The sequence below is a fragment of the Kluyvera ascorbata genome (genome assembly GCF_023195735.1).
Taxonomy (GTDB): Bacteria; Pseudomonadota; Gammaproteobacteria; order Enterobacterales; family Enterobacteriaceae; genus Kluyvera; species Kluyvera ascorbata.
Window position 1 is genome coordinate 856,695 of the sequence record NZ_CP096201.1, and the last position, 16,565, is coordinate 873,259.

Annotated in this window: 16 protein-coding genes; 12 read left to right on the forward strand and 4 right to left on the reverse strand. The window is 56.2% G+C overall.

Annotated features, from left to right (window positions below):
• Positions 1 to 21 precede the first annotated feature (21 nt).
• The 5 genes from ubiI (at position 22) to MY052_RS04140 (ending at position 6,929) form a co-directional block, all read left to right on the forward strand.
• Entirely contained in the window at positions 22 to 1,224 is a 1,203-nt protein-coding gene (gene ubiI / locus MY052_RS04120) for an FAD-dependent 2-octaprenylphenol hydroxylase (protein ID WP_035896243.1), read from the forward strand.
• Positions 1,225 to 1,616: 392 nt separating this feature from the next.
• The gene (gene gcvT / locus MY052_RS04125) at positions 1,617 to 2,711 is read left to right on the forward strand and encodes a glycine cleavage system aminomethyltransferase GcvT (RefSeq protein ID WP_035896242.1); all 1,095 of its coding nucleotides are present in this window, start codon (positions 1,617 to 1,619) and stop codon (positions 2,709 to 2,711) included.
• 26 nt (positions 2,712 to 2,737) lie between these two features.
• Complete coding sequence (gene gcvH / locus MY052_RS04130; protein ID WP_064542751.1) at positions 2,738 to 3,127, forward strand: glycine cleavage system protein GcvH; 390 nt, start codon at positions 2,738 to 2,740, stop codon at positions 3,125 to 3,127.
• A gap of 124 nt (positions 3,128 to 3,251) precedes the next feature.
• Entirely contained in the window at positions 3,252 to 6,125 is a 2,874-nt protein-coding gene (gcvP, locus tag MY052_RS04135) for an aminomethyl-transferring glycine dehydrogenase (protein WP_248538246.1), read from the forward strand.
• A 60-nt stretch (positions 6,126 to 6,185) separates the two neighbouring features.
• Positions 6,186 to 6,929 (forward strand): SDR family oxidoreductase, encoded by a 744-nt coding sequence (locus MY052_RS04140; protein WP_248538247.1) that lies wholly within the window; start codon positions 6,186 to 6,188, stop codon positions 6,927 to 6,929.
• A 136-nt stretch (positions 6,930 to 7,065) separates the two neighbouring features.
• On the opposite strand, the gene bglA is transcribed toward MY052_RS04140, so the two are convergent.
• Both bglA and MY052_RS04150 read right to left on the reverse strand, forming a co-directional pair.
• Positions 7,066 to 8,499 carry a 6-phospho-beta-glucosidase gene (gene bglA / locus MY052_RS04145; RefSeq protein WP_248538248.1) on the reverse strand — a complete coding sequence of 478 codons (1,434 nt, stop codon included), beginning with the start codon at positions 8,497 to 8,499 and terminating at the stop codon, positions 7,066 to 7,068.
• 120 nt (positions 8,500 to 8,619) lie between these two features.
• On the reverse strand, positions 8,620 to 9,348 hold the full coding sequence (locus MY052_RS04150; protein WP_035895546.1) for a MurR/RpiR family transcriptional regulator: 729 nt from the start codon (positions 9,346 to 9,348) through the stop codon (positions 8,620 to 8,622).
• Positions 9,349 to 9,399: 51 nt separating this feature from the next.
• On the opposite strand from MY052_RS04150, the gene yqfB reads away from it, so the two are divergent.
• On the forward strand, positions 9,400 to 9,714 hold the full coding sequence (gene yqfB, locus MY052_RS04155) for a N(4)-acetylcytidine aminohydrolase (RefSeq protein WP_035895547.1): 315 nt from the start codon (positions 9,400 to 9,402) through the stop codon (positions 9,712 to 9,714).
• A gap of 158 nt (positions 9,715 to 9,872) precedes the next feature.
• Positions 9,873 to 10,535: a PAQR family membrane homeostasis protein TrhA gene (trhA, locus tag MY052_RS04160; protein ID WP_248538249.1), complete on the forward strand. Its 663-nt coding sequence runs from the start codon at positions 9,873 to 9,875 to the stop codon at positions 10,533 to 10,535.
• Between the two features lie 100 nt (positions 10,536 to 10,635).
• On the opposite strand, the gene ygfZ is transcribed toward trhA, so the two are convergent.
• Positions 10,636 to 11,619, reverse strand: a complete 984-nt coding sequence (gene ygfZ, locus MY052_RS04165) for a tRNA-modifying protein YgfZ (RefSeq protein ID WP_202217207.1) — start codon at positions 11,617 to 11,619, stop codon at positions 10,636 to 10,638.
• Between the two features lie 247 nt (positions 11,620 to 11,866).
• Between ygfZ and sdhE the strand changes: the two genes are divergently transcribed.
• Positions 11,867 to 12,133, forward strand: coding sequence for an FAD assembly factor SdhE (gene sdhE, locus MY052_RS04170; RefSeq protein ID WP_248538250.1), 267 nt, complete (start codon positions 11,867 to 11,869; stop codon positions 12,131 to 12,133).
• Positions 12,114 to 12,530 (forward strand): protein YgfX, encoded by a 417-nt coding sequence (locus tag MY052_RS04175; protein WP_035895554.1) that lies wholly within the window; start codon positions 12,114 to 12,116, stop codon positions 12,528 to 12,530. The genes sdhE and MY052_RS04175 overlap by 20 nt, the downstream gene beginning before the upstream one ends.
• Here MY052_RS04175 and fldB read toward each other — a convergent pair.
• The gene (fldB, locus tag MY052_RS04180) at positions 12,527 to 13,048 is read right to left on the reverse strand and encodes a flavodoxin FldB (protein ID WP_035895556.1); all 522 of its coding nucleotides are present in this window, start codon (positions 13,046 to 13,048) and stop codon (positions 12,527 to 12,529) included. The two genes, MY052_RS04175 and fldB, sit on opposite strands and share 4 nt — an antisense overlap.
• A 102-nt stretch (positions 13,049 to 13,150) precedes the next feature.
• Here fldB and xerD point away from each other — a divergent pair, with 102 nt between their 5' ends.
• From xerD to recJ, 3 genes are read left to right on the forward strand one after another with little or no spacing between them, the layout of a single operon-like run.
• Positions 13,151 to 14,047, forward strand: a complete 897-nt coding sequence (xerD, locus tag MY052_RS04185) for a site-specific tyrosine recombinase XerD (protein ID WP_035895558.1) — start codon at positions 13,151 to 13,153, stop codon at positions 14,045 to 14,047.
• Between the two features lie 22 nt (positions 14,048 to 14,069).
• Entirely contained in the window at positions 14,070 to 14,783 is a 714-nt protein-coding gene (gene dsbC / locus MY052_RS04190) for a bifunctional protein-disulfide isomerase/oxidoreductase DsbC (protein ID WP_248538251.1), read from the forward strand.
• 5 nt (positions 14,784 to 14,788) lie between these two features.
• Positions 14,789 to 16,522 (forward strand): single-stranded-DNA-specific exonuclease RecJ, encoded by a 1,734-nt coding sequence (gene recJ, locus MY052_RS04195; protein WP_248538252.1) that lies wholly within the window; start codon positions 14,789 to 14,791, stop codon positions 16,520 to 16,522.
• Positions 16,523 to 16,565: the final 43 nt, after the last annotated feature.

Here is a 16,565-nt window from a genome sequence, read left to right on the forward strand (position 1 = left end):
TCAGCAGTTTAAGGAGTTAATGTGCAAAGTGTTGATGTTGCCATCGTAGGCGGTGGAATGGTTGGGCTGGCGGTGGCCTGCGGTTTACAGGGCAGCGGCCTGCGGGTTGCCGTGCTGGAGCAGTCGCTGCCGCAGGCGCTTGCCGCCGATGCGCCGCCTGCGCTGCGCGTCTCTGCTATTAATGCGGGCAGTGAAAAGCTGCTCACCAGGCTGGACGTCTGGTCGGCCATTGTGGCCCAGCGCGCCAGCTGCTATCACGGTATGGAAGTGTGGGATAAAGACAGCTTCGGCCGCATCGCGTTTGATGACCGCAGCATGGGCTACAGCCATCTCGGCCATATCGTTGAAAATGCGGTGATTCACCATGCGCTGTGGCAGAAAGCCGAGCGCAGTAGTGACGTTACCCTGATGGCCCCTGCAGAACTTCAACAGGTAGTTTGGGGTGAGAACGAAGCATTCCTGACGCTAAAAGACGGTAACATGCTGACCGCGCGTCTGGTGGTCGGCGCGGACGGCGCGAACTCCTGGCTGCGCAGCAAAGCGGATATTCCGCTGACCTTCTGGGACTATCGTCACCACGCGCTGGTGGCGACCGTTCGCACCGAAGAGCCGCACGAAGCCGTTGCGCGCCAGAGCTTCCACGGCGACGGTATTCTGGCCTTCCTGCCGCTCTCCGATCCGCATCTCTGTTCGATAGTCTGGTCGCTGTCGCCGCAGGAAGCAGAACGGATGCAGCAGGCCGATGACGCTGAATTTAACCAGAAGCTGAATATCGCCTTTGATAATCGCCTGGGGCTGTGCAAGGTAGAGAGCGAGCGTCAGGTGTACCCGTTGACCGGGCGCTATGCGCGTCAGTTTGCTGCCCACCGCCTGGCGCTGGTCGGCGATGCGGCGCACACCATCCATCCTTTGGCCGGGCAGGGCGTGAACCTGGGCTTTATGGACGCCGCCGAGCTGATAGAAGAGCTGCGCCGTCTGCATACACAGGGCAAAGATATCGGGCAGCACTTCTATCTGCGTCGCTACGAGCGCAGCCGTAAGCACAGCGCCGCGCTGATGCTGGCGGGAATGCAGGGTTTCCGCGAGCTGTTTGCCGGTGAAAACCCGGCGAAAAAACTGCTGCGCGACCTCGGCCTTGCGCTGGCCGATACGCTACCCGGCGTCAAGCCGCAGCTGATTCGTCAGGCGATGGGCCTCAACGACCTGCCTGAGTGGCTTCGTTAAGTCGCTCACACTTTTACTCCCGGTGGTTCTACCGGGAGTCTCCTTCCTCATTTGAAAAATTCTAATTTCACGCCATTTTTCGCATTAGTTTTATTAATCCATGCGTTTTCATGTTACGGAAAAGTCGCCCTGTTTTACGCATAAAATATTATCTTATGCTGAATTGTTACCCGTTGTTGTTAATTAAATGTGGTGTATTTCGCTTTTTTGCAGTCGATTCCTCTGTATGATTTTTCGCGACTTTTGGTCATAAGCTAATGTGATGTCCCCTTTCTCAGGATGGTTTACCACGATGTTCGGTGGTAAGTTCAGGGAAAAGAGAACGTTTGCGTCGGTGCCCAAATGGGCGTCGGCGTTTGGTTTTGTGGTGCGATATATTCAACGAGGACATGATGGCTCAACAAACGCCTTTGTATGACCAGCACGTGTTATGTGGCGCGCGTATGGTGGATTTTCACGGCTGGATGATGCCGCTGCACTATGGCTCACAAATTGATGAGCACCACGCGGTGCGTACCGATGCCGGGATGTTCGATGTGTCGCACATGACCATCGTCGATCTGCACGGACCACGGACCCGAGAGTTCCTACGCTATCTGCTGGCAAACGATGTTGCCAAGCTCACCAAGCCCGGCAAGGCGCTCTACAGCGGTATGCTGAATGCATCGGGCGGCGTGATTGATGACCTTATCGTCTACTACCTCACCGAAGATTATTTCCGCCTCGTCGTAAACTCCGCCACTCGCGAAAAAGACCTCTCCTGGATTACCCAACACGCTGAACCTTATGCCATCGACATCACCGTCCGTGATGACCTGTCGCTGATTGCCGTACAGGGTCCAAACGCGCAGGCGAAAGCGGGCACGCTGTTCACCGATGAGCAGCGTCACGCCGTGGAAGGCATGAAGCCGTTCTTTGGCGTGCAGGCGGGTGACTTCTTTATTGCGACCACCGGCTATACCGGTGAAGCGGGTTATGAAATTGCCCTGCCAAAAGAGCAGGCCGCTGATTTCTGGCAGAAACTGGTACAGGCAGGCGTGAAGCCTTGCGGCCTGGGCGCGCGTGACACGCTGCGTCTGGAAGCCGGGATGAACCTCTATGGCCAGGAAATGGATGAAAGCGTTTCTCCGCTGGCGGCCAACATGGGCTGGACCATCGCCTGGGAACCCGCAGACCGCAACTTTATTGGTCGCGACGTGTTGGAACTGGAACGCGAAAAAGGCACCGAACAATTGGTCGGCCTGGTGATGACCGAAAAAGGCGTGCTGCGCGGTGAACTGCCGGTGCGCTTTACCGATGCTCACGGCAACGCGTGCGAAGGTGTGATCACCAGCGGGACTTTCTCGCCAACCTTAGGTCATAGTATTGCGCTGGCTCGCGTCCCGGCAGGGATTGGCGAGACGGCGATCGTGCAGATCCGCAACCGCGAAATGCCGGTCAAAGTAACGAAACCTATTTTTGTGCGTAACGGCAAGGCCGTCGCGTAAGCCCTTTTTATTCTGGAGATTTTTTGATGAGCAACGTACCAGCAGAACTGAAATACAGTAAAGAACACGAATGGCTGCGCAAAGAAGCTGACGGTAGCTACACCGTTGGCATCACCGAGCACGCACAGGAATTACTGGGCGACATGGTCTTCGTTGACCTGCCGGAAGTCGGCGCGACCGTTAGCGCGGGCGATGACTGCGCCGTGGCGGAATCCGTTAAAGCGGCATCCGACATCTATGCACCAATCAGCGGTGAGATCGTTGCCGTGAACGAAGAGCTGGGCGACTCGCCGGAGCTGGTGAACAGCGAACCGTACGCGGGCGGCTGGATCTTTAAGATCAAAGCCAGCGACGAAGCGGAAGTGGCCGCGCTGCTGGATGCGACCGCGTACGAAGCCCTGTTAGAAGACGAATAAGGATTTGCTCCCTCTCCCTGAGGGAGAGGGCCGGGGTGAGGGTGCTCTGGCATCGTCACCCCAAACTTCTTCCTCCGTGAAGAGGCAATCTTAAAATCACCGCACGTTTCAGGAACCATCGCTCATGACACAGACTTTAAGCCAGCTTGAAAACCGTGGCGCGTTTATTGAACGTCACATCGGGCCGGATGCCCAGCAGCAGCAAGAGATGCTCAAAACAGTTGGCGCGGATTCATTAAACGCACTGATTGCGCAGATCGTGCCGAAAGATATCCAGCTTGCTACGCCGCCGCAGGTAGGAGAGGCCACCACAGAATTCGCCGCGCTGGCGGAGCTGAAGGCCATTGCCGGTCGCAACAAGCGCTTTAAGTCATACATTGGCATGGGCTACACCCCGGTACAGTTACCGCCGGTTATCCAGCGCAACATGCTGGAAAACCCGGGCTGGTACACCGCGTACACCCCGTATCAGCCAGAAGTCTCTCAGGGACGTCTGGAAGCGCTGCTCAACTTCCAGCAGGTCACGCTGGATCTGACCGGTCTCGATATGGCTTCCGCTTCTCTGCTGGACGAAGCCACCGCTGCCGCTGAAGCGATGGCAATGGCGAAGCGCGTGAGCAAACTGAAGAACGCCAACCGTTTCTTCGTCGCCGCCGACGTGCATCCGCAGACTCTGGACGTGGTACGTACCCGTGCGGAAACCTTCGGCTTTGACGTGATTGTTGACGACGCTGACAAAGCGCTGGAGCATCAGGACGTCTTCGGCGTACTGCTCCAGCAGGTTGGGACAACCGGTGAAGTTCACGACTACAGTAAGCTGATTGCTGAGCTGAAATCCCGCAAAGTGGTGGTGAGCGTTGCCGGTGATTTCATGGCGCTGGTGCTGTTAACCGCGCCGGGCAAACAGGGCGCGGACATTGTCTTCGGTTCTGCCCAGCGCTTTGGCGTACCGATGGGCTACGGCGGCCCGCACGCGGCATTCTTTGCCGCTAAAGATGAATTCAAACGCGCCATGCCTGGCCGTATTATCGGCGTATCAAAAGATGCCGCTGGCAATACCGCGCTGCGCATGGCGATGCAGACCCGCGAGCAGCATATTCGCCGCGAGAAAGCGAACTCCAACATCTGTACCTCGCAGGTACTGCTGGCTAATATCGCCAGCCTGTACGCGGTGTTCCATGGCCCGGTTGGCCTGAAGCGTATTGCGAACCGCATTCACCGCCTGACCGACATTCTGGCGGCCGGCCTGCTGCAGAAAGGGCAGAAGCTGCGCCATGCGCACTACTTCGACACCCTGTGCGTGGAAGTGGCGGATAAAGCCGCCGTGCTGGCGCGCGCTCAGGCTGCGGAAATCAACCTGCGCAGCGATATCCTCAACGCCGTAGGCGTCACCCTGAACGAAACGACCACTCGTGAAGACGTGCTGGCGCTGTTTAGCGTGATTCTGGGTGATAACCACGGTCTGGACATCGACGCGCTGGATAAAGACGTGGCGCTCGACAGCCGCTCTATTCCACAGGCGATGCTGCGCGACGACGCGATCCTGAGCCATCCGGTGTTTAACCGCTACCACAGCGAAACCGAGATGATGCGCTACATGCACTCGCTTGAGCGTAAAGATCTGGCGCTGAATCAGGCGATGATCCCACTCGGTTCCTGCACCATGAAGCTTAACGCCGCGGCGGAAATGATCCCTATCACCTGGCCGGAATTTGCTGAACTGCACCCGTTCTGCCCGGTTGATCAGGCGGAAGGCTACCATCAGATGATCGGCCAGCTCTCCGAGTGGCTGGTGAAATTGACCGGTTACGACGCGCTCTGCATGCAGCCGAACTCCGGCGCGCAGGGTGAATATGCGGGTCTGCTGGCGATTCGTCACTACCACGAAAGCCGCAACGACGGTCATCGTGATATCTGTCTGATCCCAAGCTCAGCGCACGGTACCAACCCGGCTTCCGCACAGATGGCGGGGATGCAGGTGGTTGTCGTGGCTTGCGATAAGAACGGTAACATCGATCTGGCGGATCTGCGCGCGAAAGCGGAGCAGCATGCGGACAATCTTTCCTGCATCATGGTGACCTACCCGTCCACCCACGGCGTGTACGAAGAGACCATTCGTGAAGTATGCGAAATCGTCCACCAGTTCGGCGGCCAGGTTTATCTCGACGGCGCGAACATGAACGCTCAGGTTGGCATTACCTCTCCGGGCTTTATTGGCGCGGACGTCTCGCACCTCAACCTGCACAAAACTTTCTGCATTCCGCACGGCGGCGGCGGCCCAGGTATGGGTCCTATCGGCGTGAAATCACACCTGGCACCGTTTGTTCCGGGCCACAGCGTGGTGCACATTGAAGGCATGCTGACCCGTCAGGGCGCCGTTTGTGCAGCACCGTTCGGCAGCGCCTCCATTCTGCCAATCAGCTGGATGTACATCCGCATGATGGGCGCAGAAGGCCTGAAGCAGGCAAGTCAGGTGGCAATCCTCAACGCGAACTATATTGCGACTCGCTTGAAAGATGCCTATCCGGTTCTCTACACCGGTCGTGACGGTCATGTGGCGCACGAATGTATTCTGGATATTCGTCCGCTGAAAGAAGAGACCGGCATCAGCGAGCTGGATATTGCTAAGCGCCTGATTGACTACGGTTTCCACGCGCCGACCATGTCCTTCCCGGTCGCGGGTACGCTGATGGTTGAGCCGACGGAATCCGAAGGCAAAGCTGAGCTTGACCGCTTCATTGACGCGATGCTGGCTATTCGCAGCGAAATCGACCGCGTGAAAGCGGGCGAGTGGACGCTCGAGGACAACCCGCTGGTCAACTCCCCGCACACTCAGAATGAGCTGGTGGCGGAGTGGAACCACGGTTATACCCGCGAAATCGCCGTCTTCCCGGCAGGCATGGCGAACAAATACTGGCCGACGGTGAAACGCCTCGACGACGTTTACGGCGACCGCAACCTGTTCTGCTCCTGCGTACCGATGAGCGAATATCAGTAATTCTCTGATTAGGCTATCTTTTAAAGGCGCTGCGGCGCCTTTATTTTTTGGGAGACGCGAATGGCAATAGCATTAGTGACCGGCGCCAGCCGGGGAATCGGCCGGGCGACGGCGTTACAGCTGGCGCAGGAAGGATATACGGTGGCAGTGAACTATCATCGCAACGAAGCCGCCGCCAGCGAGGCGGTAGGTGCGATTATTGCGCAGGGTGGCAAGGCCTTTGCCGTTCAGGCCGATATTGGCGATGAAGCGCAGGTAGAGGCGATGTTTGCGCGTCTCGACATGCAGGGCGAACCGCTAACGGCACTGGTCAACAACGCGGGCGTGCTGTTTACCCAAAGCCGCGTCGAGGCGCTAACCGCCGAGCGTATTAACCGAGTGCTGACCACCAACGTTACCGGCTATTTTCTCTGCTGCCGGGAAGCGGTAAAGCGAATGGCGATACCGCACGGTGGGCAGGGCGGGGCGATTGTTAACGTCTCCTCGGCGGCTGCACGTCTAGGCTCACCGGGTGAATATGTGGATTATGCGGCTTCGAAAGGGGCGATTGATACGCTGACGACCGGGCTGTCGCTGGAGGTGGCGGCGCAGGGCATTCGGGTGAACGGGGTGCGGCCTGGGTTTATCTATACCGAGATGCATGCCGACGGCGGGGAGCCGGGGCGTGTCGATCGCGTGAAGTCGGTGCTGCCAATGCAGCGCGGCGGTCAGCCGGAAGAGGTGGCGCAGGCGATAGTCTGGCTGTTGAGCGAGAAGGCGTCGTATGTGACGGGGAGCTTTATTGAGCTGGCGGGTGGGAAGTAGTGCGGTCAGCCCCCTCACCCTAACCCTCTCCCCAAAGGGGAGAGGGAACCGATGGTGCGGCTATCTGATATTAAGCTCGGACTGCTTTGCCCCCTCTCCCCTTTGGGGAGAGGGCCGGGGTGAGGGGGAAACAGACTTACAGACTCTCGCCGTTGCTAGCAATCACCGCTTTATACCACTCAAAACTCTTCTTGCGTGAACGTGACATATCGCCCGTGCCGTCGTCGTGCTTGTTCACGTAGATAAAGCCATAGCGCTTGCTGTACTGCCCGGTAGTGAACGACACGCAGTCGATGCAGCCCCACGGCGTATAGCCCATCAGATCCACACCATCATAGGTGACCGCTTTCATCATCTCTTCGACGTGCGCGCGCAGATAATCAATACGGTAGTCGTCGTTGATGCTGCCGTCGGCTTCGACTTTGTCGTACGCGCCAAAGCCATTTTCCACGATGAACAGCGGTTTCTGGTAGCGCTCGTACAGTTCACACAGCGAGTAGCGCAGGCCGACCGGGTCAATCTGCCAGCCCCAGTCTGATGCCTTCACGTGTGGGTTCGGTACGCTGCCTTCAAAGCCGGAGATTGCGTCACCGCTGCCGCCTTCCGCCTTCACGGCGTTGGTCATGTAGTAGCTGAAGCCGAGGTAGTCGCAGGTGCCTTCACGCAGAATCGCCTCGTCACCCGCTTCCATTTTGATGTTGAAGCCACGGCGTTCCCATTCGTTCAGCACGTAGCTTGGGTAGTAACCGCGCAGCTGCACGTCGGTGAAGACGTAGCGCTCACGCATCGATTCCTGGGCAAACATCACGTCTTCTGGTTTGCAGGAGAACGGATAGAGCGCCACCATTGCCAGCATGCAGCCGACTTTCATCTCTGGGTTGATGCGACGAGCGGCTTTCACCGCCAGGGCGCTGGCCACGAACTGGTGGTGCAGCACCTGGTACATGGTCTCTTCCGGATTTTCATGTTCGGTGTAGACCACGCCGGAGCAGCAGTAGCCGAACAGCGGCGCGCGCCAGTTACGCTGGTTGTTGATTTCGTTGAAGGTCATCCAGTATTTGACCTTATTCTTGTAGCGCTCAAACACCACTTCAGAGAAGCGAACAAAGAAATCAACAACTTTGCGGTTAGTCCAGCCGCCATACTGCTGCACCAGGTGCAGCGGCATTTCGAAGTGGGAGAGGGTGATCACCGGCTCGATGTTGTACTTCAGCAGTTCATCGAACATGTCATCATAGAATTTCAGCCCTTCTTCATTTGGCTGAGTTTCGTCACCGTTCGGGAAAATACGCGTCCAGGCGATAGAGGTGCGGAAGCATTTGAAGCCCATCTCGGCGAACAGCTTGATGTCTTCTTTGTAGTGGCCGTGGAAGTCGATGGCTTCGTGGTTCGGGTAGTATTTGCCCGGCTCGACCTGCAGGGTAATTTCGCGCGGAACGCCGTGGGCGCCGCCGGTTAGCACGTCACAGATGCTGGGGCCTTTGCCGCCTTTATTCCAGCCGCCTTCAACCTGGTGCGCAGCAACCGCGCCACCCCATAAAAAGTCTTTCGGTAAGGTCAGTTTTTTCATCTTTGCTATGCTCAGTTATTGGGCTTAATAAGGCTGAGTCTAACAAAGGGGAAATAAATGTCACGATATAACAAATCCCACAACAGGGAATATGTTACATCGAAAAAACACCCTGTATTTTTATGCTAATTTCTTCGCCAGCTTACGGCCTAATGATTCCAGAATATAGATAACCGGGATCTGGGTCGTAATATCGTAGACGCCGCCGATGCGCGTTTGCGGCACGTGCCAGGAGAGGTTGAAGTCGGCAAGCTTTGCCAGTCGTGAGTGTTCATGGCTGGTGATGGACATTACTTTGCAGCGATGCAGGCTGAACTGCCCGGCAAAGCGCAGAATTTCTTCGGTTTCACCCGATACTGAAAGCACAATAGCCAGCGCGTTTTTTGCCATGTCGTTGGTGACGGGGAAATAAGGATCGTCGATATGGTTGCTGAATTTCCCTATATTCGAGAAAAAACGTGCGCCATATTTTGCCAGCGAACCAGAGGTTCCCGCACCGACAAATATAATACGTTCTGATGCGAGAATAATATCAACCGCGTCATCCAGCAACTTATCAAATTCGTCATTATTAACGCCTTTGAAAAAGCTGATGATTTCGCTGGCACCAAAATTTGCCTGTTGCGGTTCATCCTGCTCTAAATACAATTTGAAGCGCACCCGAAACTCCGAGTAACCTTCGCAGTTGAGCTTTTTACAAAAGCGCATCACCGTGGTGGTGGAGACGCCCGCCGCGTCGGCCAGTTCACGGATGGTCATGTACATCACCGTGTCACGATTTTTAATGACGTAGTGATAGACCATCATCTCAAGATTATTGAGGCTGGCAACGGCGGCGTGGGAGAACATGCTCACGGTGATGGATACTCGTAAAAATAGATGACCTGAGGGAATGATAACATGCAGCCAAACGACATTACTTTTTTTCAGCGCTTTCAGGACGACATTCTCGCCGGACGGAAAACCATTACGCTGCGCGACGCGGCTGAGTCGCACTTTAAGGTCGGGGATGTGTTGCGCGTCGGGCGCTATGAAGATGATGGGTATTTCTGCACGATTCGTGTGGTGGCGACCTCAACCGTTACGCTGGATACGCTGAGCGAGCGCCATGCGGAGCAGGAAAACATGAGCCTGCCGGAGCTGAAAAAGGTGATTGCCGATATCTATCCCGGCGAGAACCTGTTTTATGTGATTGAATTTAAACGCGTTGAATAAAAGTGTGTACAGGTGTTAGCTGAATGAATTTGTTAACTAATTGATTATTCTTAGTTTACAAAAATTCATCTTTTTATTTTAGCTTACATGTGTTCACTGGAACCATTCTCAGTTACGCTAGGGTGTTTGCTTTATTTGTCGTTCGCCCGGAGCGCGTAATGGATAAGAAACCACTCATTAAACATGGATATTCTCTGGCAGAGGAAATTGCCAATAGCATCAGCCACGGCGTTGGCTTTGTCCTGGGAATTGTCGGGCTGGTTTTGCTGCTGGTTCAGGCGGTTGACGCCAATGCCAGCGCTACGGCTATCACCAGCTATAGCCTGTACGGCGGCAGTATGATCCTGCTGTTTTTGGCCTCTACGCTGTATCACGCTATTCCGTCACAGCGCGCCAAAGTATGGCTGAAAAAATTCGACCACTGTGCTATCTACCTGCTAATTGCCGGTACCTATACGCCGTTCCTGCTGGTGGGGTTGGACTCGCCGCTGGCGAAAGGGCTGATGATTGTTATCTGGAGCCTGGCGCTGCTGGGGATCCTGTTTAAGCTGACCATTGCGCATCGTTTTAAAATCTTGTCGCTGGTGACCTATCTCACGATGGGCTGGCTGTCGCTGATTGTGGTCTATCAGTTGGCGGTGAAGCTTGACATTGGCGGCGTTACGCTGTTGGCGGTGGGCGGGGTGGTTTATTCGCTGGGGGTGATTTTCTACGTCTGCAAGCGCATTCCTTACAACCACGCTATCTGGCATGCGTTTGTGCTGGGCGGTAGCGCCTGTCATTTTCTGGCGATTTATCTGTACGTGGGGCAGCACGCGTAGGAACGGAGCAAACCCGGCGGCGCTGTGCTTGGCCGGGCTACGGTTAATCGGTAGCCCGGGCGAGGCGTTTACGCCGTCCCCGGGGAAACACCGGACTCAATTACTCTTCGTCTAACGAATACGGCAGCGGCTTGATGCTCAACGTGTTGGCATCGTCGCGCACGCGGAACACGCTGTCGGCTTCCATATCATTGTTCATCACTACCTGCACCAGTACCTGACCATCTTCCAGCTGTACGGCGGCCAGCACGGTGCCGGTACGTCGCCAGTTGTCGCCCATTTTGAGCTCAAGATCTTCACCGGCTTCCGGTACGCGAGCGGCTTTACCTGCCAGCGTCCACAGCGCGCGTTTGTTGGCTCCGCGGAACTTCGCGCGAGCAACCATCTCCTGCCCGGTATAGCAGCCTTTTTTGAAGCTGATACCGCCCAGCGCCTGTAGGTTGGTGGCCTGCGGAATAAACTGCGCGCTGTTCGCTTCATCAATCACCGGCAGACCGGCTTCGATATCCAGCGCCAGCCACTGTTGGCTGTTGTTGAGCTGTGCTTCACCGCGCAGCGCGTCGGTAACGCGTTCTGCGGTCGCAGTATCGGTCACCAGCAGGAAACGTTCTTCCGGATGGGCAAACCACAGCAGGGACGTTTCACCTTCTTGCAGGCATGGTTTCTCGGCGTTTGGCAGCGTTGTGAACAGGTTAGCCAGCGCAGCGCGAGCCTGGAAACCGGCGACGCCGAGCAGGACAACATCGTCGTTTGGCGCAATCACCACCTTCGAGAAGACCGCGTACTTTTTCAGTTGGGTCAGTTGCGCTTCGCGCACGCTTCGACGTTCAATAAAAGCGAAGCCATCCTGACGACGGAACAGACGCAGGTTACTCCACATTTTGCCTTTGGCATCGCAGTGGGCGACCAGCAGATGCTGATGCTCACCCATCTGGGCCACATCTGCCGTGACCTGACCCTGCAGGTATTTCTCACTGTCGGCACCGGTAACGGTCGCCAGCGCCCAATCATCAAGCGTCATCAGCGTCAGCGGCAAACGGGCTGCAACGCCGGGCTGACGTGGAGGAAACGGAGTAAAAGCCATATTGATGTCCTGAATAGAGTTGCGAACGCACTTATCCACTCATGGTAAAAGAGATGCTTACCATTGCAAGCGGTTTTGCAGGGCGTTTTGTGCCCTCTGCGCGTTCTGCGAAGCGGATCGAAAGAAAAATAATCCCATTCATTTTTAAGGGGTTTTATCGGAATATGACGCGCATAATGTGATATTCCGGTAAGGTAACGGCAAAAAACACGTTAAACTAGACGCAACGTAATGCTGGAAGGAAATTATGGACATCAATAATAAAGCCCGTATCCACTGGGCATGCCGCCGCGGTATGCGCGAACTCGATATCTCCATTATGCCGTTCTTTGAGTACGAGTACGACACGCTCAGCGATGAAGACAAAGCCATTTTCATTCGTCTCCTTGAATGCGACGATCCTGACCTTTTCAACTGGCTGATGAACCACGGTAAACCTGCCGACGCTAACCTTGAGCGCATGGTACAACTCATTCAAACACGGAATCGGGAACGTGGTCCTGTGGCAATCTGATTTACGCGTCTCCTGGCGCTCACAGTGGCTTTCCTTGTTACTCCACGGTCTGGTGGCGGCTTTCGTGCTGCTGATGCCCTGGCCGTTGAGCTACACCCCGCTCTGGCTGCTTTTGCTCTCTCTGGTGGTCTTTGACTGCGTTCGCAGCCAGCGACGCATTCATTCGCACCAGGGGGAAATTAAGCTGCTGATGGATTCAAGGCTGCGCTGGCGTAATCAGGATTACGAACTGCTTGGTGCGCCGTGGATGCTGAATTCAGGGATGATGCTGCGGATTCGTCGTCTGGAAGGAGGCCGTCGTCAGCACCTGTGGCTGGCGGCAGATAGCATGAATCCTGAAGAGTGGCGTGACCTGCGGCGGATACTTCTGCAACAGCCCACGCCAACGAAGCACTAGGAGAACTGCTCGGCCATCTCGCCGAGAATCTGTTCGCACCAGCTCTGAATGCGTTCATCGCTAAGATCGTACTGGTTGGTTTCATCCAGCGCGAGACCGACAAAAAGCTGACCATCAGCAATAACCGGTTTCGGGCTGGTGAACTCGTAGCCTTCGGTTGGCCAGTAGCCGACAAACTTCACCCCTTTAGTCGCCAGCTTATCGTGCAGCATGCCCAGCGCATCAAGGAACCACTCGCCGTAGCCGAGCTGGTCGCCCATGCCGTACAGCGCGATGATTTTACCTTCCAGATTGAGCGTATCCAGCTGTTCCCAGACCGCTTCCCAATCTTCCTGAATCTCACCGAAATCCCAGGTCGGGATACCAAGAATGAGCACATCGTATTGCTCCATCAGGGTGGGGGAATCATCTTTCAGGTTATGTAATGTGATCAGTTCCGGGCCGATAATGTCGCGAATTTTTTCCGCTGCCATCTCGGTGTAGCAGGTGCTGGAACCGTAAAAAAGGCCGATATTCATGACGTACTGCTCTCGATTCTTGCGATGATGATGCGCCCAGTGTACCAGAAAGGGGGCTAATTCAGGCATAATGGTGCTGATTTAACACGCAGAGGGGCCGAGGTGGATAAGGATCTTGCACGAATCGAACAGTTTCTCGATGCGCTGTGGCTGGAGCGCAATCTGGCTGAAAATACCCTTAGCGCGTACCGCCGTGATTTGACCATGGTGGTCGAGTGGCTGGCGCATCGCGGGCTCTCGCTGGAGACGGCTCAGAGCGACGACCTGCAAAATTTGCTCGCCGAGCGTCAGCAGGGGGGCTATAAAGCAACCAGCACTGCACGACTGCTGAGCGCCATGCGCCGCTTCTTCCAGCATCTGTACCGCGAAAAATTCCGCCCGGACGATCCCAGCGCGCAGCTGGCGTCGCCGAAGCTGCCACAACGGTTGCCAAAAGATCTTAGCGAAGCGCAGGTTGAAAGACTGCTGCAGGCACCGCTGGTCGATCAGCCGCTGGAGCTGCGGGATAAGGCTATGCTTGAAGTGCTTTATGCAACCGGGCTGCGCGTTTCCGAACTGGTGGGGCTGACGATGAGTGATATCAGCTTGCGTCAGGGCGTGGTTCGGGTGATCGGTAAAGGAAATAAAGAGCGTCTGGTGCCGCTTGGCGAAGAGGCCGTTTATTGGGTGGAGAACTGGCTGGAGCACGGCCGCCCGTGGATGCTCAACGGCGTGGCGATTGATGTGCTGTTCCCCAGCCAGCGCGCCCAGCAGATGACACGCCAGACCTTCTGGCACCGCATTAAGCACTATGCCCAACTGGCGGGAATCGATAGCGAAAAGCTGTCACCGCACGTGTTACGCCATGCCTTTGCAACGCATTTATTGAACCACGGCGCGGACTTACGTGTCGTACAAATGCTGCTGGGCCATAGCGATTTGTCGACCACACAAATTTATACGCATGTCGCGACAGAGCGGCTGCGACAACTTCATCAACAGCACCATCCACGAGCATGATGCTGATTTAAAAGGACAGTTTATGAAACAAGGTTTAATGATGTTCACCCTGCTGGCGACGGCATTTTCCAGCCTGGCGCACGCTGACGATGCGGCTATCAAACAGTCACTGGCGAAACTGGGCGTGCAGAGCACCGATATTCAGCCGGCGCCGGTAGCCGGGATGAAAACCGTCCTGACCAATAGCGGCGTGCTGTACGTCACCGATGACGGGAAGCATATTATTCAGGGGCCAATGTATGACGTGAGCGGCGCGCAGCCGGTCAATGTCACCAATGCGCTGCTGATGAAGCATCTGAACGCGCTGGAAAAAGAGATGATTGTCTACAAAGCGCCGCAGGAAAAACACGTCATCACCGTTTTCACCGACATCACCTGCGGCTACTGTCACAAGCTGCATGAAGAGATGAAAGACTACAACGCGCTGGGCATTACCGTGCGCTATCTGGCTTTCCCACGTCAGGGCATTCAGAGCCAGGCTGAGCAGGATATGAAATCTATCTGGTGTGCCAAAGACCGCAACAAAGCGTTTGACGATGCGATGAACGGCAAAGGCGTTCAGGCGGCGACTTGCGATATCGACATTGCCAACCACTACGCGCTTGGCGTGCAGTTTGGCGTGAACGGTACTCCGGCTATCGTGCTCAACGACGGCTACGTGGTACCGGGCTATCAGGGTCCGAAAGAGATGAAAGCGTTCCTCGACGAACACCAGAAACAGACCAGCGGTAAATAATTCGCGTGAAACCACAGACTCAACTTCGCCGCCGTGAGGTGGATGACTCAATCGCACTGCCTGACGAACTGTCGCCGCTGCTGCGCCGTCTGTACGCCAGCCGCGGCGTGAAAACCCCGAGTGACCTGGAGCGCGGCCTGAAAGGCATGCTGCACTGGCGCTCGCTGACGGGTGTGGAAAAAGCCGTCGAGATGCTGCATGACGCGTTTGAAAAAGAGCTTCGCATCATGGTGGTGGGGGATTTCGATGCCGATGGTGCGACCAGTACCGCGCTAAGCGTGCTCTCTCTGCGGGCGATGGGCTGCCACAACGTCGAGTATTTGGTGCCGAACCGTTTTGAAGATGGCTATGGGTTAAGCCCTGAAGTGGTCGATCAGGCCCACGCTCGCGGCGCGCAGATGATCATGACGGTAGACAACGGGATCTCTTCCCATGCCGGGGTTGATCATGCGCATGACCTCGGGATCAGCGTATTGGTTACAGATCACCACCTGCCGGGCGAAACGCTGCCTAACGCCGATGCGATGGTGAACCCGAACCTCATCGACTGTCCGTTCCCATCGAAATCGCTGGCGGGCGTTGGCGTGGCCTTTTATCTGATGCTGGTGCTTTGCAACCATCTGAAAGAGAAGGGCTGGTTCGAAAAACGCGGGATTCCAGCGCCGAAGATTGTCGAATTTCTCGATCTGGTGGCGCTTGGCACGGTTGCCGACGTGGTGCCGCTGGATGCCAACAACCGCATTCTCACCTGGCAGGGACTGAGCCGCATCCGCGCCGGTTACTGCCGCCCGGGTATTAAAGCGCTGCTGGAGATTGCCAACCGTGATGCAGCCAAGCTGGTGGCAAGCGATCTCGGCTTTGCGCTGGGGCCGCGTCTGAATGCCGCCGGTCGCCTGGACGACATGTCGGTCGGCGTGGCGCTGCTGTTATGCGATAACCTCGGCGAAGCCCGCGTGCTGGCAAACGAGCTCGATGCGTTGAACCAGACGCGTAAAGAGATTGAGCAGGGAATGCAGGCGGAAGCGCTGACGTTGTGCGAACAGCTTGAACGCAGCCGCGCCGAGCTGCCCGGCGGACTGGCGATGTATCACCCCGAGTGGCATCAGGGCGTGGTCGGCATTCTGGCCTCTCGCATTAAAGAGCGTTTCCATCGCCCGGTGATCGCCTTTGCGCCTGCGGGTAACGGTCAGCTGAAAGGCTCGGGTCGATCCATTCAGGGGCTGCATATGCGCGATGCGCTGGAGCGTCTGGATACGCTGCATCCCGGCTTGATGCTGAAGTTCGGCGGTCACGCGATGGCGGCGGGGCTCTCTTTGGAGGAAGAACGCTTCGAAGAGTTTCAACGCTGCTTTGGCGAACTGGTTACCGAGTGGCTGGACCCGGCGCTGTTACAGGGTGAAATCCTCTCCGATGGTGAGCTGAGCCCACAGGAGATGACGCTGGAGATGGCGCAGATGCTGCGCGAAGCCGGGCCGTGGGGGCAGATGTTCCCGGAACCGCTGTTTGACGGGCGTTTTCGTCTGTTACAGCAGCGTCTGGTGGGCGAACGTCACCTGAAGGTGATGGTGGAACCGGTCGGCGGTGGCCCGCTGCTGGACGGCATTGCGTTTAACGTCGATACCGCCGTCTGGCCGGATAACGGCGTGCGTGAAGTGACGCTGGCTTATCGCCTGGATATCAATGAATACCGTGGCAACCGAAGTTTGCAGCTTATCATCGATCATCTCTGGCCGATTTAGCATCTCTTATACTGTAATTAAGGGCGGGAATCCGCTAAGATTC

What these genes read in the sequence shown, in the direction of transcription:
- gcvT (WP_035896242.1), top strand. Translation starts at nt 1,617, where the DNA reads ATGGCTCAACAAACGCCTTTGTATGACCAGCACGTGTTATGTGGCGCG.
- gcvH (WP_064542751.1), top strand. Translation starts at nt 2,738, where the DNA reads ATGAGCAACGTACCAGCAGAACTGAAATACAGTAAAGAACACGAATGG.
- gcvP (WP_248538246.1), top strand. Translation starts at nt 3,252, where the DNA reads ATGACACAGACTTTAAGCCAGCTTGAAAACCGTGGCGCGTTTATTGAA.
- MY052_RS04140 (WP_248538247.1), top strand. Translation starts at nt 6,186, where the DNA reads ATGGCAATAGCATTAGTGACCGGCGCCAGCCGGGGAATCGGCCGGGCG.
- bglA (WP_248538248.1), bottom strand. Translation starts at nt 8,499, where the DNA reads ATGAAAAAACTGACCTTACCGAAAGACTTTTTATGGGGTGGCGCGGTT.
- MY052_RS04150 (WP_035895546.1), bottom strand. Translation starts at nt 9,348, where the DNA reads ATGTTCTCCCACGCCGCCGTTGCCAGCCTCAATAATCTTGAGATGATG.
- yqfB (WP_035895547.1), top strand. Translation starts at nt 9,400, where the DNA reads ATGCAGCCAAACGACATTACTTTTTTTCAGCGCTTTCAGGACGACATT.
- trhA (WP_248538249.1), top strand. Translation starts at nt 9,873, where the DNA reads ATGGATAAGAAACCACTCATTAAACATGGATATTCTCTGGCAGAGGAA.
- ygfZ (WP_202217207.1), bottom strand. Translation starts at nt 11,619, where the DNA reads ATGGCTTTTACTCCGTTTCCTCCACGTCAGCCCGGCGTTGCAGCCCGT.
- sdhE (WP_248538250.1), top strand. Translation starts at nt 11,867, where the DNA reads ATGGACATCAATAATAAAGCCCGTATCCACTGGGCATGCCGCCGCGGT.
- fldB (WP_035895556.1), bottom strand. Translation starts at nt 13,048, where the DNA reads ATGAATATCGGCCTTTTTTACGGTTCCAGCACCTGCTACACCGAGATG.
- dsbC (WP_248538251.1), top strand. Translation starts at nt 14,070, where the DNA reads ATGAAACAAGGTTTAATGATGTTCACCCTGCTGGCGACGGCATTTTCC.